This is a genomic window from Enhydrobacter sp. (assembly GCA_025808875.1).
Taxonomy (GTDB): Bacteria; Pseudomonadota; Alphaproteobacteria; order Reyranellales; family Reyranellaceae; genus Reyranella.
Genome location: CP075528.1, coordinates 3636086 through 3656856, shown reverse-complemented (window position 1 = coordinate 3656856; position 20771 = coordinate 3636086). Strand labels below are relative to the sequence as shown.

Sequence of the window (20771 nt, the reverse complement as noted above, 5' to 3'; positions counted from 1 at the left end):
CGCTCTTTCGTGCGTTCGTCGCCTTTGTTAGCGTGTTTGGGGACAGTATAGCAGCGGGAATATCCATGGCCGATATGCGCAAGGAAACCGACAGTCTGGGCGAAGTCAGCGTGCCGGCCGACAAGCTGTGGGGCGCGCAGACCCAGCGCTCGCTCGAGCATTTCAGCATCGGCAAGGACCTGATCCCGCGTGAGATGATCACCGCCTATGCCCAGCTCAAGAAGGCGGCGGCCAACGCCAACCGCGCCGGCGGGCGGCTCGACGACAAGGTCCACAAGCTGATCGTGCAGGCCTGCGACGAGATCCTGGCGGGACAGCATCACGACATGTTTCCGCTGCATGTCTGGATGACCGGCTCGGGCACGCAATTCAACATGAATGTCAACGAGGTGATCTCCAACCGCTGCTGCCAGCTCGGCGGCACGCCGCTCGGCAGCAAGAAGCCGGTGCATCCGAACGACCACGTCAACATGTCCCAGTCGTCGAACGACAGCTTCCCGTCGGCGATGTATGTGGCGGCGGCGGTCGAGACGACGTCGCGGCTCATTCCCGCGGTCAAGGCACTGCATGACGCCATCGACGCCAAGGCGAGGCAATGGGACGACATCGTCAAGATCGGACGCACCCACATGCAGGATGCCACGCCGGTGACGCTCGGCCAGGAATGGTCGGGTTATGCCGGCATGCTGGCTGACAATCTCGAGCGGCTGCAGGACGCGCTGAAGGGCGTCTACCACCTGGCGCTGGGCGGCACCGCGGTCGGTACGGGCATCAATGCCGCGCCGGGCTTTGCCGCGGCCGCGGCCGCCGAGCTTGCCAGGCTCACCAGCCTGCCGTTCGTGTCGGCGCCCAACAAGTTCACGGTACAGGGCGCGCACGATGCGCTGGTGCAGCTTTCCGGCACGTTCCGAACGCTTGCCAACTCGCTCTACAAGATCGCCAACGACATCCGCCTGATGTCGTGCGGCCCGCGCGCCGGCTTCGCCGAGCTGCACATCCCGGAGAACGAACCCGGATCGTCGATCATGCCAGGCAAGGTCAATCCCACGCAGGCCGAGGCGCTGACCATGGTCGCCGTTCAGGTCATGGCCAACGACGTTGCGGTGGGTTTCGGCGGCGCCGGCGGCTATCTCGAGATGAACGTCTACAAGCCTTTGATCATCTACAACATCACCCATTCGATCACCCTGATGACCGACGGCTGCACCAACTTCCGCAAGTTCCTCGTCGAGGGCACGCAGCCGAACACGAAGAAGATTGCCGAGTATGTCGAGCGTTCGTTGATGCTCGTGACGGCGCTCGCGCCAGTGATCGGCTACGACAAGGCATCCCAGATCGCCCATTACGCGATGGATCACGACCTCACACTCAAGGCGGCGGCATTGAAGCTCGGCTTCGTCAACGAAGCCGAGTTCGACCGCGTCGTCGACCCGAAGAAGATGGTCCGACCCTACGTCGCAACAGAGAAGTGATCAGCGGACGGAGCGTGCCAGCCGCGCCAGCGCCACCGTCGCGGCGAGCGCGACCGCGGCGATCAGGAAGCAGAGGCCCAGCACGCCTTCCGCTCCCGCTTCGGCCATGACGAAGGCGAGCACCGGAGGCGCGGCCGCCGAGACGATACCCTGCGGCAGGGCGAGCCGCCCCATGTAGCTGCCGAATTGCGCGCGGCCGAACAGGGCGAGCGGCAGCGTGGCACGCAGCACGGCCTTCAGGCCGTTGGCGATGCCGTAGGCCACGATGCAGATCAGCGCGACCACGAAGCTGCCGCCGGCCAGCCAGGCGAGGCCCAGCCCCAGCGGCAAGGCCGCGGCGGCGAACAGCGCCGAATTCATGATCGAGTAGCGATGACCGAAGCCGAGCTCGATCAGACGCACGCCCACCTGGGCGGGGCCGATCAGCGAAGCGAGCAGCAGCGCCGAAGCCGCATCGTGGCCGAGCCCGCCCAGCATGCCGATGGCATGCACGATGAAGCCGGTGAAGATGAAGGCACCGCACGAGAAGGCCAGGGAGAGCAGCAGAAACAGCCGGGCGTGGCGCGCCGGGGTGGGGTCGGTGCCGATCGTCGCCGACTCGGCGGCCGTCACGGGCGGCGGGCGGCGCGGCAAGGTCAGCAGATGGATCGGCGCACAGGCCAGGAGGTGTATGCCGGCATAGGCCAGCAACACGCCGCGCCAACCGGCGAGCGCGGCCAGCGCCTCGGAGATCGGCCAGAACACCGTCGAGGCAAAGCCGCCGATGATGGCGAGCAACGCGATCGCTTGGCGCGCCCGCGCTCCCGCCGCCTGGGCAAGGGCGATGCTGGCCGGCGTGTTGAGCGCCAGGGTCGAAGCCACGCCCATCGCCGCCCAGCAGGCGAGGTAGCTCACGATGCCCTGAGAAAAGGCCAGCGCCGCGAGCGCCAGGGCGTAGAGCACCGAGCCCACCGTCATGAGGCCGCGCGCTCCGTTGCGGTCGATCAAGCGGCCGACGCGCGGCGCGAACAGCGCACCGACGCTGAACATCACCGTAATGCCGCCATAGACGACCTCGCTCGGGATCGCGAGATCCTGCTCGATGCGGCGGCCGAGCACAGATGGCATCAGGAAGGTGGTGCCCCAGCCGACGATCTGGGTGAAGCCGAGGCCGAGAGTGACGCGAGCCGCGGGGATCGTGATCACGCCGCCTCGGTCACGCTGCGCTCGCCTGCTCCGGATAGAGCGTCAGCAGGCCGGCCTCGCTGGCGGCGCAGACGCCGCGCTCGGTGATCAGGGCCGTCACGAGGCGTGCCGGCGTGACGTCGAAGGCGGGGTTGGCGGCGGCGCTGCCCTCGGGCAGCACGTCGACCGTCACGACCTCGCCGGACGGCGTACGTCCGGCGATGCGCGACACCTCGGCGGCACTGCGCTCCTCTATCGGGATGTCGCGATGTCCGTCCTCGATCGTCCAGTCGATGGTGGGGTAGGGTAGGCCGACGTAGAACGGCACGCCGTTGTCGTGCGCAGCGAGCGCCTTCAGGTAGGTGCCGATCTTGTTGCAGACGTCGCCGCGGCGGGTTGTGCGGTCGGTTCCGGTGATCACGAAGTCGACCTTGCCATGCTGCATCAGATGGCCGCCGGCGTTGTCGGCGATCACGGTGTGCGGCACGCCGTGCTTGCCGAGCTCCCAGGCCGTCAGGCTGGCGCCCTGGTTGCGCGGCCGCGTCTCGTCGACCCAGACATGGATAGGGATGCCCGCGTCGTGCGCCTGGTAGATCGGCGCCAGCGCCGTGCCCCAGTCGACGGTGGCGAGCCAGCCGGCGTTGCAGTGGGTCAATGCATTGATCCGCTCGCCGCGAGGCTTCAGCCCGCGGATGATGTCGAGGCCGTTCTTGCCGATGCGCCGGCAGATCTCGGCATCCTCGTCGCAAATTTCGGCCGCGCGCCGGTAGGCGGCCTCGCGTCGCTTCGCCAGTGGCAGAGGGTCCAGAAGGGCGCGCAAATCGTCGAGCGCCCAGCGCAGATTCACGGCAGTGGGCCGCGAGCCAAGCAACACGTCGTGGGCATGGGCGAGCATCCCGTCGGACGGGTCGGCCGACATGGCGAGCGCCACGCCGTAGGCCGCGGCCGCGCCGATCAGCGGCGCGCCCCGGACGATCATGGTGCGGATCGCCCGCTCCGAATCCTCCATGGTCGCGAGGTCGCGGACGACGAAACGGTGCGGCAGCAGGGTCTGGTCGATGACCTGGACGGTGCGGCCGTCGGCACCGAGCCAAATCGTGCGATAGGATTTCCCGTCGACTTTCACGCCTCGTTATTCCGCGCTCGCCCGGCGCAGGTCAAGCGCACTAGGATCGCGGCATGGGGAGCAGGATCGCCTGGGCCGTGCTGTCGGCCGTGCTGTTGACGTTTGGCGGCTGCACCGCACCGTCGCCGGCGGGCGACGACCCTCCGCCGGTCGCCTGGACGCAGTTCGGACATGGCGACGACCCGGAACTGATCGCACGGGTGCTGATCGGGCCTGACGGAAGTTGTCCCACGATCACCGTCGACGGCATCACTGCGCCGATGCGCGAGCGCGCCGATCCCAGGGCGGCGATTTTCGGGCGCATGTGCGAGGAGCGGCGACCGCTCGGTGCGACGATGCGCCTTCGCATCGCCTCAGGCGGGCACGTGCTGCTCGATCAGTCGATTTCGCGGGACCCGGCGCGCATTGCGGTGCTGGGAGATACCGGCTGCCGCGTCACATACTACAAGCAGCAGGCCTGCACCGATCCGCGCGAATGGCCGTTTGCCCGCATCGCCGATGCCGCGTCGGCGCGCGATCCCGGCCTCATCGTCCATGTCGGGGACTACTACTATCGCGAGGCGCCGTGTCTCGGTGATTCGAAGGAGTGCGCGCCCGGCCTCTACGGCGACCGTGGAGAGACTTGGCGTGCCGAGTTCTTCGCTCCGGCACGCAATCTCCTGCCGAAGGCGCCCTGGGTGTTTGTGCGCGGCAACCACGAGGATTGCGAGCGCGGCGGCTTCGGCTGGACCTACTATTTCGGCGACGGTCCCGTCGCGTGCGAGGTCGTGCATCGTCGCGCCATCGTGCGCTTGACGGGCCTCACCTTGGTCAATGTCGATTCGTCGAACGCCGACAATGCCTTCCCGGCGGTGCGCAGCGCCGTCCATGGCGCCTGGCGGGCGCTCGCCGACGACATCGCGCGCGACGCGGGATCGCTGCTGGGACCGCCGGCCTCCGCCGTACTCGTCGTGACCCACGACCCCGCCTATTCGGTCTGTGCGCGGCGCTGTTCGGGCGAGGCCGTCGCCGACAGCGGCGGCCTGCGCACCATCGCCGACCGTATCAGAGCGAGCGGGTGGCGCACGGTGGTGCTCGCCGGCCATATCCATGCCTTCCAGAGCGTTGACGTCGTGCCCGCGACGCTGGGCGGCGATCGCGTCGTGACTCAACTCACCGTCGGCAATTCCGGCACCGCACTCGACTCCTTCCCACTCCATCTTCAGCCTCCCGGCGCGGCGGTCGTCGCCTTCGACGATCACCGCCTCGAGGCGGACCGCGACGGAGTCTGGCGACCGGTCGCGCGAGGGCGCACCACCCTGCGCGCCCAGGTCTGGGCGAAATTCGGCTTCGGCGTGCTCGTACCCGGGCCCGACGCTTCGCTCACGATCCACGATCCCGACGGCGAACGGCAATTCGCCTGCGATGTCGCGCGGGAGGCCCCACCCGGACCGCGTTGCCGCTAGACTTCGGCGTCCCCGCCGAGTCCTCACCGGCGAGGACCGCTCCGATGCCGATGGCATCGGCATCCGAGGCGATTCGTCCACGAATCCGCACAGTCCCCTGCAGTCCTCGGTGTCCACTCATCCACAGGGGCGGCGATGCGTCGCCGATATCTCGGCCGAGCGAACCGCCAAGTCACCGAAAAGAAAGGATAGTCGGGCCGGCTTGCGGACCGCTCAACGCACAGATGTTCGTGCGAACACATCGAAAGTGTCGAGCTTTCCCACCGCCGAGTAGTTTCGTCGCCAGTCCGGCGAAAGCTCGTCGAAGAACTCGATGTCGAGCGGGTGCAGCAGCAGATAGTCGAAGGCGTTCGATTGGATGAACTCACCGATCTTGCGATTGCGCAGCGCCTGCAGGACGTCGAGCCGCATCTTGCCGTCGAGATTGACGACCCGGTCGGGGTAGAGGAACCCGATCCGGCCCGATTCGGCGATGCCGAGGCGGAGACCCTCCCTGGAGTAGGGCGAGCGGACGATCGCGTGCGCCTGCTCTCCCATGTATCCCCGGAAGGGCAAATGATAGTCGCGCCATATCCAGTAGAGATTCGAGGCGATGGCCATCACGGCAAGGACGGTCGCGGCGGCTTGTCCGGCCGCGACCGCCTTCCGTCCCTCGAAGGCGCGGGCGACGGCCAGCGACAGCAGGATGGCGACCATCAGTTTGACCGGCGTGAAATAGCGCTCGAAGAAGTAGCCGGCGCGGCTGAAGATCACGTAGTAGGCGACGAGCAACGCGGTGCCCGCAGCAAAGCCGATCAGGACAAGGCGAAACCCGCGACGCGTCGTCGGCATCCATGCGCGGCGAACGGCAATCAGGACGCCCACGCAGGCCGGCACAAGCCATCCGAGGACGAGCCAATGTTCTGCGACGATTGTCCTGGCCTTCACGACCTGCATCGGCAAGACGCTCATGACGAGCGTGCGCAGCACCGTCTCCAGGTCGGGGCGCACCTCGCGAAGCGCGATCGATGTGGCGATTGCGCTTTGCGGCATCAGTTCGCCGGACAGCCAGTAGCAATAGGCCAGCCACGGCGCCACCATGAGGGAGGCCACGGCAACGATCACAAGTGCTTCCCGCGCGGCCCTTTTCCAGTCGCCGGCCAGCAGGGTCACGCCGATCAGCGCGGCACATATGAAGACGGCATCGTTTCGTGCGAGCATCACTGTGCCGCACAGCGCGCCAAGCCAGATCGCCGCTTTCCAGCTCGCGGCGGGCGGAGGGCGATCGAGATGTCGCTGGAAGGCGAGTAGCAGCACGAGACATAGCGTCAGGTACAGGCCGGTCTCGAGCCCGTTGATGTAGTTCTGGCCGAGCTGCGTTTCGCACAGGAAGAGAGCGACCATGACGGCCGTGGCAGCCGGCGCCGGGCGACTCCCGGTGGCCTCGCGGACGAGCCTCACCAGAAAAAAGGCCCCGGCAAACCAGAGCACGAGACTCACCGCATAGATGACCGCCAAGGCGCCTCTGTCATCCGTGACGAGCCAGGCCAGACTGCACAGGAAGGTCCACAGCGGCTGGAAGCCGGTCGTCCAGTTCACCTGGTCGATGGTGGCGCCGTGCCCGGAGGCGATGTTGCGAGCGACGGTGAACACGTAGTAGCCGTCATCGCCACCCTCGGCGAACGCCACGGCAACCATGTCCGGGCTCCGGATGCGGTGCAACAGATCGGCACTACGCGCGGCGACAAACCCGACGACGAGCAATCCGATCAGTACGGCGACGTGCACGACCTTCTGCCCCGACTCCCCGCAACTCTATAAAGGCTCGAGACCGCGCCGCCAATAGAAGGTCCCGCCGTGCCGCTGCCGCGGCGGCGTCGCGACAGCCGCGCAGGCAGCGGGAGGCGTCAGTCCAGCGAGCGGGCGACGGCGTCGACGATGGCGGCGGCATCGAGCCGGTAGGCGCGATAGAGGTCGGGAATGTCGCCCGACTGGCCGAAGCTCTCGATGCCGAGTGGCACGACGCGGTGGCCGCGCACCGAGCCCAGCCAGGAGAGCGCCAGCGGATGACCGTCGAGCACGGTGACCAGTCGTGCATCGCGCGACAGGGGCGCGAGCAGGCGCTCGATCGGGCTGGGTCGGCGGTCGACGATGCCGGCCGTGCGGCCACGCTCGCGCTGCGCCGTCAGCCAGTCGGCATGCAGACGGTCAGGCGAGGTCAGCACCAGCAGGCCCGCGCCGGCGAAATCGCGCGCCACGCCCTCGTGCGCGGCGATTGCCTCGGGTGTGACGGCGCCCATGCTGACGATGGCGACGTCGCCGCCGGACTCGGGCGGCGCGTACCAATAGCCGCCCGACACGATGTCGGCGTCCTGCGCAGGTGTGAGGTGCCGGTCGGGCTGGACGAGCGAACGCGTGGAAAGCCTGAGATAGATCGACGAGCCCGTCGAGGCCTGCATGTGTTCGAGGCCGAAGCGCATCAGCACCGCCAGCTCGTCGACGAAGGCCGGCTCGTAGGACAGGAGGCCCGGCTGGCCGATGCCGACGAGGGGCGTGTGAATGCTCTGGTGTGCGCCGCCCTCGGGGGCCAAGGTGACGCCCGACGGAGTCGCCACCAGCATGAAGCGCGCGTCCTGGTAGCAGGCGTAGTTCAGCGCATCGAGGCCGCGCGCGATGAAGGGATCGTAGAGCGTGCCGATCGGCAGCAGCCGGGTGTCGAACAGCTCGTGGCTCAAGCCCAGCGCCGCGAGCTGCAGGAAGAGGTTGTTCTCGGCGATGCCGAGCTCGACATGTTGGCCGCGCGGCGTCTTGCGCCAGAGCTGCGCCGACACGACCTTGAGCTCCCGAAACACGTCCTCCGCCTCGGTGTGGCCGAACAGGCCGCGCCGGTTGATCCAGGCGCCGAGATTGGTCGAGACCGAGACGTCCGGCGACGTGGTGACGATGTGGCGGGCGAGCTCGCTGTCCTCGGAGGCGATGGCGTTCAGGATCTTGCCGAACCCTTCCTGGGTGCTGGCCCTGCGGTCGCCAGGCTTGGGCAGGGCGGCAGGGATGGCGACGGTTGGGGCTTCGGTGCGGCGGCGTCCTCGGGCGTTGAACGGCACGTGGTCGATGAAGGCCTGCAGCTCCGCGGCCGGCACGGCGAGACCCGCGAACTTCTCCCATTCGCGTCCATCCTCGATGCCCATGCCCTTCTTGAAGCCCGCCATTTGGTCCGGAGTCATCAGGCCCGAGTGGTTGTCCTTGTGGCCCGCGAAGGGAAGGCCCTGGCCCTTGATGGTGTAGGCGATGAAGCAGGTCGGCCGATCGTCGGCAACGCTTTCGAAGGCATCGAGCACGGCCTGCATGTCGTGACCGGCGAGGTTGGTCATGAGTCGATGCAGCGAGGCATCGTCGTGCCGATCGAGGATGCGGCGGATGCCGGGATACTGATTGAGGTCGCGGGTCAGCGCCTCGCGCCAGCCCGCGCCGCCCTTGAAGACGAGCGCGGAATAGAGCGAGTTGGGGCAGGCGTCGATCCAGTCGCGCAGGTGTCCGCCGTCGGGCTGGGCGAAGGCCGTCTCCAGGAGCTTGCCGTACTTCAGCGTGACGACGCGCCAGCCGACCAGTTCGAACATCTCGCCGATGCGGCCGAACAACCGGTCGTTGACCACGCCGTCGAGGCTCTGGCGATTGTAGTCGATCACCCACCACAGGTTGCGGACATCGTGCTTCCAGCCTTCCAGCAAAGCCTCGAAGACGTTGCCTTCGTCGAGCTCGGCGTCGCCGACCAGCGCCACCATGCGGCCGCCGGGACGATCGGCCGGCGCGAGCTTCTTCAGGCGCACGTAGTCCTGCACGAGCGAAGAGAACAGCGTCATGGCGACGCCGAGCCCGACCGATCCCGTCGAGAAATCGACATCGTCGACGTCCTTGGTGCGCGACGGGTAGCTCTGCGCTCCACCCAGCCCGCGGAAGCGTTCGAGCTTGGCCTGCGTCTGGCGGCCGAACAGGTACTGGATCGCGTGGAACACCGGGGAAGCGTGGGGCTTCACCGCCACCCGGTCCTCGGCCTCCAGCACCGAGAAATAGAGTGCCGTCATCACTGTCGCCAACGAGGCGCAGGAGGCCTGGTGGCCACCGACCTTGAGGCCGTCGCGATTTGGCCGCACGTGGTTGGCGTGGTGGATGGTCCACGACGAGAGCCAGAGGATCTTGCGCTCCAGTTCGCGCAGGTACCTGAGCCGCTGGACGGGAGCGAGCGTGGTCATCGACATCGGATACTCCCACCTTGCGGGAAAATCCTTGCGTTCCGGCCTGGAATCCAAATGTATAAGGTACATTTTGCCGCGAATGATGGACTTTAAGCAATGATCTCCCTGGACGATATAGATCGGCGCATCCTTCAGCGCCTCCAGCAGGAGGGGCGTCTCTCCAACACCGAACTCGCCGACAAGGTTGGCCTGTCCTCGTCGCCGTGCTGGCGGCGGGTCAAGGCCCTGGAGGAGGCGGGCGTCATTCGCGGCTACGCCGCCCTGCTCGATGCCAAGGCGGTCGGACTCGGCGTCAACGTCTTCATGTCGGTGTCGCTCTCGACCCAGGTCGAGAAAGCGCTGAAGGAATTCGAGCGTGCGGCGGCGGCGCGTCCCGAGGTGATGGAGTGCTATCTGATGACCGGCGACAGCGACTATCTGCTGCGCATCGTCGTGCCCGACCTCGAGGCCTACGAGCGCTTTGTCATGGACTTCACCAAGATTGCCGGCATCGCCCAGATCAGGAGTTCCTTCGCCTTGCGTACCGTCAAGCAGGCAACGGCGCTACCTATGGACACGGCGCAGCGCTAGACTCGCGGCGCTTCGGGAGGAGTGCGGCAACCGGAAGGGCAGGACAGGAGCGGCCAGACATGAGCGAAACGACGACGACCGGCGGCGGCTTTCCCTACGGCTTCGCCGTCGTGATGGTGCTGGCGCTGTTTCTCTATGCCGGACTGGCGATGAACCTCGTGAGTCTGCGCAGCAGCGATCCTGCCGGCAACGGCCTTGCGGCGGCCTATGCCGCCGTGGCGGCCGTGCTGCTGTGGATCGCGCTCGCCGTCGCGTTGCTGCTGGCGCGACCGCTGGGCGCGGTGCCGGCCTGGGCGACGGCCTCGCTGGTCGTGCTGGTGCCGTTGTCGGCGCTCGCCGCCTGCATCGGCATCATGCTCAACGCCGAGAAGATGAACTGGACGATCGTGGTGCCCTTCGTCGTGCCGCTGGCGTTGGCCGCCTACGCGGCGTGGGCCCGCTTTCCCGGCCTGCAAGGGGGCGTCTCGCCCGATGTCGGCGCCGCAGCCATCGTGGCCGTGCTGGTCGCGGGCACCGTCCTGCCCTTCGTGTCGCTCTCGTCCTAGCCGAGTTCGATCGTGCCCTTGAGCATGGGCACGCACCTGCCGCCGATGTAGGTGGTGACGACCTTGCCCGCCTTCTTCACGGCCGAGGCTTCCAGGATGCTGGGCCGGCCCATGTCGAAGCCCTGGCCGATGGTCGTCGAGAGCGTGAGGTCGGGCCGGGAGTCGCGATGCGCCAGCAGGCCGATCAGGGAGATGTTCGCGCTGCCGGTCGCGGGATCCTCGGGCACGCCATAGAGCGGTGCGAACATGCGGGTCTGGATCTCGACACCGTGCTCCTCGGCGGCGACGTGGAGATGCACTCCGACCGTGCGGTTCATCGGCAGGTGCTTGACGAAGACGTCCATGATGTAGGTCGCCGCCTTCAACGCTGCCCGCGACGCCACCTCGGCGAACAGGAAGTTATTGCCGGTCGAGGCGATCACCGGCTGGCCGATGACGTCGCCCGGTCCGAGCCCGACCGCGGCCGCCACGATCTCGGGCGCGATCAATTCGCCGAGCGTGAGAGGCTGCGGAGCGGCGAGGCGCGCCGCCACCACGGCGCCGCCCTCGCGGCGCAAGTCCATCGGCACCAGCCCCGCCTGCTCCTCGAAGACCAGGGAGTCGCCGGTCACCCGGCCCATGCGGGCCAGCACGAAGGCCGTCCCGACGTTGGGATGGCCGGCGAACGGCATCTCGGCCTTGGGCGTGAAGATGCGCACTTCCGCTGTATGCCTTGGATCCCTCGGCGGCAGGACGAAGGTCGTCTCGGCGAGGTTGAACTCGGCGGCGATGGCCTGCATCTGCCCGGACGAGAGGCCGCGCGCGTCGGGGATGACGGCCAGCGGATTGCCTCCGAACTTCCGGTCGGTGAAGACGTCGACGGTCTCGAAGGCGAGTTTCATGATTCCAAATCTGCCACGGGGCGGTAATCTCGCCGCATGACCTCTGCTCAGCCTGTCCCTCGAATCTCTTATGACCACGGCGTCTCCGACAAGAAGCTGATCGGCGAGACGATCGGCCTGTTCTTCGACCGGCAGGTCGAAAAGTTCCGCGATCGCGAGGCGCTGGTCGTCAGGCACCAGAACGTGCGTTGGACGTGGCGCGAGCTCGGGCGGCGGGTCGACGATCTGGCGGCGGGCCTGATGTCACTGGGGCTCGAGCGCGGCGACCGCGTCGGCATCTGGTCGCCCAACAACCACGAATGGACACTGACCCAATTCGCCACCGCCAAGGCCGGGCTTGTGCTGGTCAACGTCAACCCGGCCTACCGGCGCGCCGAGCTCGAGTACGCCATGAACAAGGTCGAGTGCAAGGCGCTGGTCCTGGCGCCGGCGCTCAAGACTTCGAACTATCTCGAGATCGTCGGCGACCTGGTCAAGGAGAAGAAGCTGCCGCACCTCAGGCACGTCATCCGGCTCGGCAGGGAGAAGACCCCGGGCATGCTGAACTTCGACGACGTGGCGACGGCCGGCGGCAATGCCGAGCGCGTCAGGCTCGCCGAGCTTGCCGGCAAGCTGCAGTTCGACGACGCCATCAACATCCAGTTCACGTCGGGCACGACCGGCTTTCCCAAGGGCGCCACGCTCAGCCACCACAACATCCTGAACAACGGCTATTTCGTCGGCGAGGGCCTGAAGCTCGGACCCGACGACCGGCTCTGCATCCCGGTGCCGCTCTACCACTGCTTCGGCATGGTGATGGGCAATCTCGGCTGCCTGACTCACGGCGCGACCATGGTCTATCCGGCCGAAGCGTTCGACCCGCTGGCCACCCTGCAGGCGGTGTCGGAGGAGCGCTGCACGGCGCTCTATGGCGTGCCGACGATGTTCATCGCCCAGCTCGACCATCCCGAGTTCGCGAAATTCGACCTCAAGAGCCTGCGCACCGGCATCATGGCGGGCTCGCCGTGTCCGATCGAGGTGATGAAGCGCGTACAGAGCCAGATGAACATGCACGAAGTCACCATCGCCTACGGCATGACCGAAACCTCGCCGGTCTCCACGCAGTGCGCCACCGACGATCCGGTCGAGCGCCGCGTCTCGACGGTGGGCCAGGTACTGCCCCACATCGAGATCAAGATCGTCGACAGCGAGGGCAATGCGGTGCCGCGCGGCACGACCGGCGAGTTCTGTACCCGTGGCTACTCGGTGATGAAGGGCTACTGGAACGACGAGGACAAGACGCGCGAAGCGATCGACGAGGGCGGCTGGATGCACACCGGCGACCTCGCGACCATGGATGAGCAGGGCTACGTCAACATCGTCGGCCGGCTCAAGGACATGGTGATCCGTGGCGGCGAGAACGTCTATCCGCGCGAGATCGAGGAGTTCCTCTACAGGCACCCCAAGGTGCAGGACGTGCAGGTGATCGGCGTGCCCGATCCGAAGTACGGCGAGGAGATCTGTGCCTGGATCAAGTTGCGCGACGGCCAGGCGGCGACGGCGGACGAGATTCGAGAGTTCTGCAGGGGCCAGATCGCCCACTACAAGATCCCGCGTTACATCGAGTTCGTCGACGCCTTCCCGATGACCATCACCGGTAAGATCCAGAAGTTCGTCATGCGCGAGCAGACGATCGGCAAGCTCGGCCTGAAGGTGCAGAAGACCGCTTGAACGGCGGAAACTGGCATCGCCACTGAAGCATTCCCTTCTCAGCGGTATGTCTGCGGCATGGTATGGTCAGGTACGGAGAGCGTAGCCATGCCCATCTACATGGAGATCTCGCGGCTGCATCGGCTGGTGACGATCGTCGCCCGCGGCAAGATCGGCCCGGACGAAATGCGCGGCGCCGCCCAGAAACTCTTCGACGCCCAGGTGCCGGAGTTCGCCAAGCTCGTCGACGTTTCGTGGGCGACGGGCGAGTTCACGCAGCAGCAGATCGAGAACATCGCCGCTTTGCTGCGCGGCGGCCCGCAGGCCAGGCGCGGTCCCGTCGCCTTTCTCGTCGATCCCAAGCGTGGCGAATTCGCGCGCGCCTTCAAGGCGACCCAGGGCGAACGTCCGGTCGACCTGTTCCGTTCCCTGCACGAAGCGCGGGCGTGGTTACAGAAAGTCAACGAGCAGGAGCAGCTGGCCGCGAAGGCGCCTTATCAGGACAACTCGCCCTGGACCGATCCGGAGCGCGAGGCGGTGATGTTCCGCGGCACCCGCAGCCGCGACGTCGCCATCAAGTCGGCGGCCTGACCGACCGGTGGCGGCTCACTCCGCCGCCGCGCGCCGCTCGTTCGCCGCCGCCGCCGGCCGGTTGGCCCGCAGGAACGTCCTGATGTGGCGCACCGCGAGCGGAATCTTCTCCGGCGTGTCCTTCCAGGGATACAGGCTGACCTGCGCATAGGGCGCCAGCATCGCCGATTCCATCGCCACCTCGTAGGGATGGGGCGGGATGTCGTCGGGCAGGATCAGAACGGGTGTCTTGCAGCTCCTCACGAAGTCGCGCGTCACGGTGAACACGAAGTCAGCGCGCTTGCGGTACATGCTGGTGAGGAACGCATCCACCTGTTCCATCGTGATGTCGGGCCGTCGCTCGACCAGCGCAGGCCCCCAGTTGGCGATGTTGTTCTGGTAGAACTGGTCGGGCGCCGAGGGGCGATGACCGGACGGCTGGGTCAGCACGCCGGCAACCACGCGATCGGGCGCGCGCCGGATCATGTTCCAGATGAACGGCCCGCCGATGCAGTAGCCCAGCACCAGGAACCGGCCGATGCCGAGATGGTCCATCAGGCCGAGATGGTCGTCGGTGTAGGCGTCCCATGGCCGGTCGACCTCGAGCGGGCCGCTCGACTGGCCGTCCTTGGCGTTGCGCGAATCGAGGCTGATGCAGCGGAACTCGTCGGCGAACTCCTTCAGCGCGTTGAAGGGATGTGTCGTGTCGAGCCCGGCGATGGTCGCGTTCAGCCCACCGCCGGGGATGACCAGCAAGGGAAAGCCCGAACCCCGTTCCTCGTAGTGGATGCGAACGGCGCCTCTTTCGTAGAACGGCATGGCATTCCTCCCCTTCTGTCGCCCCGGTGGGCGACACGGTGCCATGTCGCCGCGTCCCCCTCAATCGGGCGCATTTGAATTGCCGGGCCGAAAGCCCTTCGCCATCATCCGCGGCTTTCCCGGAGGCCCTCCCGCCCATGGATCTGTCTCGTTTTCCGCGCCGCCGCTACACGGCGGCACCGACGCCGATCGAGTACCTGCCTCATTTCACCAGGGCGCTGGCCGCCGGCTGCCCGGGCGGGAAGGGGCCCGAAATCTGGATCAAGCGCGACGACATGCTTGGCCTGTTCCCCGGCGGCAACAAGACGCGCAAGCTCGAGTTTCTCGCTGGTGACGCGCTTGCGCAGGGCGCCGACACGCTGATCACCTGCGGTGCGCCGCAGTCGAACCATTGCCGCATCACGCTCGCCGCCGCGCTGCGCGAGGGGATGAAGTGCCGGTTCGTCATCGAGGAGCGCGTGCCCGGGTCCTACCGGAAGGAGGCCGGCGGCAACAATTTCCTGTTCGAGCTGATGGGCGTCGAGGCGATCACGGTGGTGCCGGGGGGCTCCGACATGGCGGCGGCCATGTCGCGCGTGGCGCAGGACGTCGCCTCGCGTGGCCGCAAGGGCTACGTCATTCCGGGCGGCGGCTCGAACGCCATCGGCGGACTGGGCTATGTCGCGTGCGTGCAGGAGATGCAGCAGCAATGGCTCGACATGGGCGTGTCGTTCGACGTCGTCGTCGTCGGCTCGGGCAGTTCGGGTACGCATGGTGGCATGGTCGCGGGCTTCTGGGGCAACAACATCCGCGTCCCGTTGATCGGCATCGGCGTCAGCCGCGATCCCGCCGACCAGGAGCCGCTCGTGCACAGGGAGGCGCAGGCGGTGGCCGACCTGCTCGGCATCGGGCCGATCCCGCGCGACGCGGTGAGGAGTTTCGGCGGCTACTGGCAACCCAAATACTCGGTGCCCAATGCCAGGATGGTCGAGGCGGTGCAGATGCTCGCGCGCACCGAGGGCGTGCTGCTCGATCCCGTCTACACCGGCAAGATCATGGCCGGCCTGATCGACCTGGCGCGGCGGGGCCATTTCGAGCCGGGTGCCAGGGTGTTGTTCATGCATACCGGCGGCTTGCCCTCGTTGCACGTCTACGAGGACGTGGTGCTCGGCCGCTCGCCGGTGCAATAGGCGCAGTGGTCCCAGAATAGTCACCGCCGCGCCCGTAATCTGGCGCCATCCGACGTGACCTTCGGCGTCGAACGGGTGGGGCGAGGATGACGGATCGTACTTCGGCCGCAGGCGCGAGGCCCGATGCCATGGCGCCGCCGGAACGACGGCGCAGCGCGCGCGAGCTCTATCGGCAGCTGGACGGGCCGGACGACGATTCGTTCCGCCGCTCGCTCGCGGGACGGATGCGCGGGCTCGGCGAACGCGCAGTTCATCGCGCGGGGGCCGATCCGCTGGCGGCGGCGCAGCAGCGCCGTGCCGCGCTTGCCGACTACGACCGCGTGCGTCGCCGCCGGTTTCGCTGGATCCTCGCAGGCGGGGTAGCCGCGCTCGTCGCGGCGGAGGTCGCCTATTTCGAGTTCGTCGCCATACCCGGGAAGACCCCGCCCCCCACCCAGGTCGCGGAGGCTGTCGCCATGCCCGCGTCGCCGGCACCCCCAAGGCCACCGCCGGTAATCGTCAAGGCAAATGTCCCGGCGGGGCCGTCTCCCGCGGAGAGCCCTCTCACCCAACGGCCGCTGTCGCGCGACGACGTGCGCGAGGTGCAGCGCCGCCTGCACGGCTTCGGCTTCAATGCCGGACCAGTCGACGGTGTGGTTGGCCGCACGACTCAGGGCGCGGTGATGCACTACCGCCAATCGCGCGGCCTACCACAATCGGGAACTGTCGATCGCGCGCTGCTGGAGCGATTGCGCGACGATGGCGCGCCGCAATCCGCACCGCCGCGGGCCGCCCGGCGTTCCGCTCCGCCATCGCCGCCGCCGCGCTCGACGGATCCCTTCGAGCCGGTGCGCGTTGAGTTCGAGCGCTTCGAGCGCTGGGTCCAATCCCTCGGACGGTAATTCAGCCCAACAGCCGGCGCACCACGTCGAGCTGGATTTCCGCAGCCTCGACCATCTCGGCGATCGGCACGCTCTCGTTGGCGGCGTGGCCCTGCGCACCCGAGCCCGGGCCGAAATTGATGATCTCTATGCCGTCGTCGGCGTAGTAACGGCCGTCGCTCACGCCCGTGGCGTTGAGGAACTTCGCCTTGCGCCCGGCCTTCGCCCTGACCGCGGCCTCGAACGCGGCGACGGCCCGGCCGTTCTCGGGAGCGAAGAAGCCGTTGGTGCCGGTCAGGAACTCGACCGTGTAGAGCGCTTTCGACTCGCCGACATTCTCGACGACGCGCTTCAGCTCGGCGAAGGCGTCCTTCACCTTCTCATCGGGCAGCAGGCGGCGATCGATCTCGACGGCGCAGGCCGACGGCACGACGTTGGTGTTGTGGCCGCCATGGAACATGCCGATGTTGACCGTCGACTTCATCGCACCTGCGGTGCGCGTGGCGAGCGCCTTGTCGTAGTAGGATTGCAGCGCGCCGACGAGCCGCATCATGCGCAGGATGGCGTTGTCGCCGGCGGCGGGGTTGCCGGCGTGCGCGGCCTTGCCTCGGGTGAGGATCCTGGCCCACATCACGCCGCGCTCGGCGACGATCAGGTCATTCTCGGTCTGCGCACCCAGGATGAGCGCGTCGGGCCGCACCTTGCCGCTCTCGCGCAGGTATGCCATGCCGTTGGGGCCGAGATTCTCCTCGTCGGCGACGAAGGTGAAGATCAGCTCGCCGCGCGGCGGCCCGTCGCGGCGCGCGATCTCCTCGGCAAGCCAGAGCTGGACCGCCATGCTTCCCTTGCAATTGCCGGCGCCAAGCCCGTGGACGAGACCGCCCTTGACCACGGCCTTGAAGGGATCGCTCTTCCAGTTGCCGCGCTCGCCGACGCCTACGGTGTCGACATGGGCATTGAAGGCGATCACCGGGCCCCTGCCTTTGCCTTTCATGCGCGCGACGACGTTGTCGACGCCCTTCTGCCTTGCGGCGATCTCGACCTTGTAGCCCGCCTTCCTCAAGCGCTTCGCCGCATAGGCGCAGATCTCGACCGAGGTGCCCGGTGGATAGGGGCTCGGTATCGCGATCAGGTCCGAGAGAATCGACACCAGCTCTTTTCTCATCGTCATTCCCTAGCGATTGGCCAGCGCCTCGAGCACCTCGACCAGCACGCGCGTGCCGGCCGCGAGGTCCTGCGGCGTGGCGTTCTCGATCTCGTTGTGGCTGATGCCACGTTCGCACGGCACGAAGACCATGCCGGTGGGGCAGAGCCTAGCGATGTGCATGGCGTCGTGGCCGGCACCCGAGGGCATGTCCATGCTGGAAAGCCCGAGCGCCCTGGCCTTGTCGCGCACCAGGTCGATCACCCCGGGATCGAAGTCGGTCGGGGCCACCTTGGTGACGCGCTCGATGCCGGCGGGGCAGGGTGCCGCCTTGCTCGCCACGATGTCGCGCAGCTTCTTCTCGTGCGCCTCCAGAACGGCATCCCGCGGGTGGCGCATGTCGATGGTGAAGACGGCCTTGCCCGGCACGGTGTTGGGCGAGCCGGGCGCGACCTCGACGCGGCCGATGGTGAAGCGCAGCGTGTCGTCGGCATCGGTCGTCGCCTCGTACATCGCGGCAGCGATGCGTGTCGCCGCCGCGAAGGCGTCCTTGCGCGCGGCGCGCGGCGTCGTCCCGGCATGCGCCTCCTCGCCGTCGACCGTGACGATGTAGCGTCGGCTACCCTGGATCGCCGTGACGACGCCGATGGTCTTGTTCTCGTTCTCGAGCCGCGGACCCTGCTCGATATGCGCCTCGACGTAGGAATCGAGGGCGAAGCCCAGCACGTCCCGCATCGGTGCCGGTGCGGCCTTCAGCGTTTCCGCCAGCGCATCGCGCAGCATGACGCCCTTCCAGTCCTGCACGCCCAGCATGTCGTCGAGCTTGTAGATGCCGGCGAAGACAGCCGAGCCCATGGCGCCGGGCTGGAAGCGCGAGCCTTCCTCGTTGGTCCAGGCGACGGCGACGATCGGGCGCCTGGTTTCGATGCCCGCGTCCTCCAGCGCTTCGAGCGCCTCGAACGCCGCCAGCACGCCATACATGCCATCGAAGCGGCCACCCGTCGGCTGGCTGTCCATGTGCGAGCCGCTGGCCACGGGTGGCACCCCGGGGTCGGTGCCGGGGCGGCGCACGAAGAGATTGCCGATGGCGTCGGTGGTGACCTCGAAGCCACGGGCCCTCGCCCAGGTGGCGAGCTGGTTGCGTGCGGCAGCGTCCTCGGGTGACAGCGCCTGGCGGTTGACGCCGCCCCTCGGCGTGCCGCCGAGCCTGGCCATATCGGCGTGCCGCTGCCACAAACGGTCCTCTTTGACCGCATTGGCACCGCTCATGCATCCTCCATCGTCTGCGCGAGCTATAGTCGGGAGACCTTCGATGCACAATCACCTCGACCGCAACCTGATCGGCTACGGTCCGAACCCGCCCGATCCGCAATGGCCGGGTGAGGCGCGCATCGCCGTCAGCTTCGTGCTGAACTACGAGGAAGGCGGGGAGAACACGATCCTGAATGGCGACGCCGGCTCGGAGGTGTTCCTGACCGAGACGCCGGGCGGCACGCCGATCCTGGGCGGTCGCGATCTGTCGACCGAATCGATGTACGAGTACGGTAGCCGCGCCGGATTCTGGCGCATCCTGCGCCTGTTTGCCGAGCGCGACATGAGGTTCACCTCCTGGGCGGTCGGCCGTGCGCTCGAACTCAACCCCGTCGCCGGCAAGGCGATGGCGGACGGCGGCCACGAAGTCGCGAGCCACGGCTGGCGCTGGATCAACTACAAGGACTTCACGCTCGAGCAGGAGCTCGATCATATGAAGAAGGCGGTGCGCGTCATCAAGGAAACCGCCGGCAAGGCTCCGGTCGGCTGGTACACCGGCCGCTTCGGCATGCATACGCTCAAGGCGGTGATCCAGCACGGCGGCTTCCTCTATTCGAGCGATTCCTACTGTGACGACCTGCCGTACTGGGTGAGGGTCGACAGCACGCCGCATCTGGTCGTGCCCTACACGCTGGAAGTGAACGACATGAAGTTCGGCGTGCCACCGGGCTTCACCGCGGGCGACGGCTGGCTCCAGTCGATGAAGGATTCATTCGACGTCCTCTACGCCGAGGGTGCGCGCAGCCCCAAGATGATGTCGATCGGCCTGCACTGCCGGCTGGCCGGCCGCCCCAGCCGGGCCGCGACTCTGGCGCGGTTCATGGACTACGTCGCCTCCAAGCCCAGGGTCTGGGTGGCGACCCGCGAGGAGATCGCGCGGCATTGGATGCAGGTCCATCCGGCGCCGGCATGAGCGGCGCGCTGTTCGTCTTCGGCCTGGGCTTCAGCGGGCTCGAGGTCGCGCGACAGGCGACGGCGGCGGGGTGGAGTGTCGCCGGCAGCGTGACGACGACAGACAAGGCCGCCCGGCTGCGGGAAGAGGGCATCGACGCCGTCGTCCTGCCATTCACCGGTCTTGGCACCTTCACTCACGTTCTTGGCACCGCGCCGCCGCGGCCGGCGGGCGATCCGGTCGTGGCCCATGTTCGGTCCCTGAAGCCGTCGTGGCTCGGCTATCTGTCCACCACGGGGGTTTACGGCGATCGCGGCGGCGCGTGGGTGGACGAAGAGGACGAGCCGGCACCGGGCCAGCCGCGCAGCCGCAACAGGCTCGCCGCGGAGCGCGAATGGCAGTCGCTGGGCGTGCGTCTGGGCGTTCCGGTTCACGTCTTTCGCCTGCCGGCGATCTACGGCCCGGGCCGCAGCGCCTTCGACCAGGTACGCGAGGGCCGCGCGCAGCGGATCGACAAGCCCGGACAGGTCTTCAGTCGCATCCATGTCGAGGATCTCGCGCGGACGGTGCTCGCCTCCATGGCACGGCCGGCGCCGATTCCCGGGGCGGTCTACAACGTTTGCGACGACGATCCGGCGCCCCAGGCCGACGTGATCGCGCTGGCCTGCCAGTTGCTCGGCCGTCCGGCGCCGCCGCTCGTCCCGTACGACGAGGCGGCCGGGCGCATGAGCGACATGGCGCGCTCCTTCTATGCCGAAAATCGTCGCGTGCGAAACGACCGCATCAAGCGCGAGCTCGGTGTCGCGCTGCGATATCCGTCCTACCGCGACGGGCTGCGCTCCATTCACGCGCGAATGGGCTAAGCTCGGTTCCGGGAGGACC

General features: G+C 67.6%; 18 protein-coding genes. 10 read left to right on the top strand and 8 right to left on the bottom strand.

From position 1 onward, the window contains the following. Positions 1–74: 74 nt before the first annotated feature. A complete protein-coding gene (fumC, locus tag KIT25_18180) occupies positions 75–1472 on the top strand; it encodes a class II fumarate hydratase (GenBank protein UYN97980.1) in 1398 nt (465 codons plus the stop codon). Here the strand turns inward: fumC and KIT25_18175 are convergent, their stop codons facing one another. Both KIT25_18175 and mtnA read right to left on the bottom strand, forming a co-directional pair. After that, complete coding sequence (locus KIT25_18175) at positions 1473–2657, bottom strand: MFS transporter (protein ID UYN93960.1); 1185 nt, start codon at positions 2655–2657, stop codon at positions 1473–1475. It lies immediately after the preceding gene. Positions 2658–2667: 10 nt separating this feature from the next. Then, positions 2668–3762 (bottom strand): S-methyl-5-thioribose-1-phosphate isomerase, encoded by a 1095-nt coding sequence (gene mtnA / locus KIT25_18170; protein UYN93959.1) that lies wholly within the window; start codon positions 3760–3762, stop codon positions 2668–2670. A 53-nt stretch (positions 3763–3815) separates the two neighbouring features. Here mtnA and KIT25_18165 point away from each other — a divergent pair, with 53 nt between their 5' ends. After that, entirely contained in the window at positions 3816–5207 is a 1392-nt protein-coding gene (locus tag KIT25_18165; protein UYN93958.1) for a metallophosphoesterase, read from the top strand. 213 nt (positions 5208–5420) lie between these two features. On the opposite strand, the gene KIT25_18160 is transcribed toward KIT25_18165, so the two are convergent. Next, positions 5421–6974: a hypothetical protein gene (locus KIT25_18160; protein ID UYN93957.1), complete on the bottom strand. Its 1554-nt coding sequence runs from the start codon at positions 6972–6974 to the stop codon at positions 5421–5423. 119 nt (positions 6975–7093) lie between these two features. Beyond that, on the bottom strand, positions 7094–9436 hold the full coding sequence (locus KIT25_18155; GenBank protein ID UYN97979.1) for a transketolase: 2343 nt from the start codon (positions 9434–9436) through the stop codon (positions 7094–7096). Positions 9437–9535: 99 nt separating this feature from the next. Here KIT25_18155 and KIT25_18150 point away from each other — a divergent pair, with 99 nt between their 5' ends. After that, complete coding sequence (locus tag KIT25_18150; protein UYN93956.1) at positions 9536–10009, top strand: Lrp/AsnC family transcriptional regulator; 474 nt, start codon at positions 9536–9538, stop codon at positions 10007–10009. Between the two features lie 59 nt (positions 10010–10068). Then, complete coding sequence (locus KIT25_18145) at positions 10069–10554, top strand: hypothetical protein (GenBank protein ID UYN93955.1); 486 nt, start codon at positions 10069–10071, stop codon at positions 10552–10554. Here the strand turns inward: KIT25_18145 and KIT25_18140 are convergent. After that, positions 10551–11435, bottom strand: a complete 885-nt coding sequence (locus tag KIT25_18140) for a PhzF family phenazine biosynthesis protein (protein ID UYN93954.1) — start codon at positions 11433–11435, stop codon at positions 10551–10553. The genes KIT25_18145 and KIT25_18140 overlap by 4 nt on opposite strands. A gap of 36 nt (positions 11436–11471) precedes the next feature. Here KIT25_18140 and KIT25_18135 point away from each other — a divergent pair, with 36 nt between their 5' ends. Continuing rightward, the gene (locus KIT25_18135; protein UYN93953.1) at positions 11472–13145 is read left to right on the top strand and encodes an AMP-binding protein; all 1674 of its coding nucleotides are present in this window, start codon (positions 11472–11474) and stop codon (positions 13143–13145) included. An 87-nt stretch (positions 13146–13232) separates the two neighbouring features. Next, positions 13233–13715, top strand: coding sequence for a hypothetical protein (locus KIT25_18130; GenBank protein ID UYN93952.1), 483 nt, complete (start codon positions 13233–13235; stop codon positions 13713–13715). Positions 13716–13730: 15 nt separating this feature from the next. On the opposite strand, the gene KIT25_18125 is transcribed toward KIT25_18130, so the two are convergent. Further along, positions 13731–14513 (bottom strand): alpha/beta hydrolase, encoded by a 783-nt coding sequence (locus KIT25_18125; GenBank protein UYN93951.1) that lies wholly within the window; start codon positions 14511–14513, stop codon positions 13731–13733. Between the two features lie 137 nt (positions 14514–14650). Between KIT25_18125 and KIT25_18120 the strand changes: the two genes are divergently transcribed. Continuing rightward, a complete protein-coding gene (locus KIT25_18120) occupies positions 14651–15682 on the top strand; it encodes a D-cysteine desulfhydrase (protein ID UYN93950.1) in 1032 nt (343 codons plus the stop codon). 86 nt (positions 15683–15768) lie between these two features. Then, complete coding sequence (locus KIT25_18115; GenBank protein UYN93949.1) at positions 15769–16563, top strand: peptidoglycan-binding protein; 795 nt, start codon at positions 15769–15771, stop codon at positions 16561–16563. A gap of 1 nt (position 16564) precedes the next feature. Here KIT25_18115 and KIT25_18110 read toward each other — a convergent pair whose 3' ends face one another. Together KIT25_18110 and KIT25_18105 are read right to left on the bottom strand one after the other, a co-directional pair. Further along, the gene (locus KIT25_18110) at positions 16565–17707 is read right to left on the bottom strand and encodes an ArgE/DapE family deacylase (GenBank protein ID UYN93948.1); all 1143 of its coding nucleotides are present in this window, start codon (positions 17705–17707) and stop codon (positions 16565–16567) included. A gap of 9 nt (positions 17708–17716) precedes the next feature. Then, on the bottom strand, positions 17717–18955 hold the full coding sequence (locus KIT25_18105; protein ID UYN93947.1) for a Zn-dependent hydrolase: 1239 nt from the start codon (positions 18953–18955) through the stop codon (positions 17717–17719). Positions 18956–18998: 43 nt separating this feature from the next. On the opposite strand from KIT25_18105, the gene puuE reads away from it, so the two are divergent. Continuing rightward, entirely contained in the window at positions 18999–19910 is a 912-nt protein-coding gene (gene puuE, locus KIT25_18100; protein UYN93946.1) for an allantoinase PuuE, read from the top strand. Further along, the gene (locus tag KIT25_18095; protein UYN93945.1) at positions 19907–20752 is read left to right on the top strand and encodes an SDR family oxidoreductase; all 846 of its coding nucleotides are present in this window, start codon (positions 19907–19909) and stop codon (positions 20750–20752) included. The genes puuE and KIT25_18095 overlap by 4 nt, the downstream gene beginning before the upstream one ends. The last annotated feature ends 19 nt before the right edge of the window (positions 20753–20771 follow it).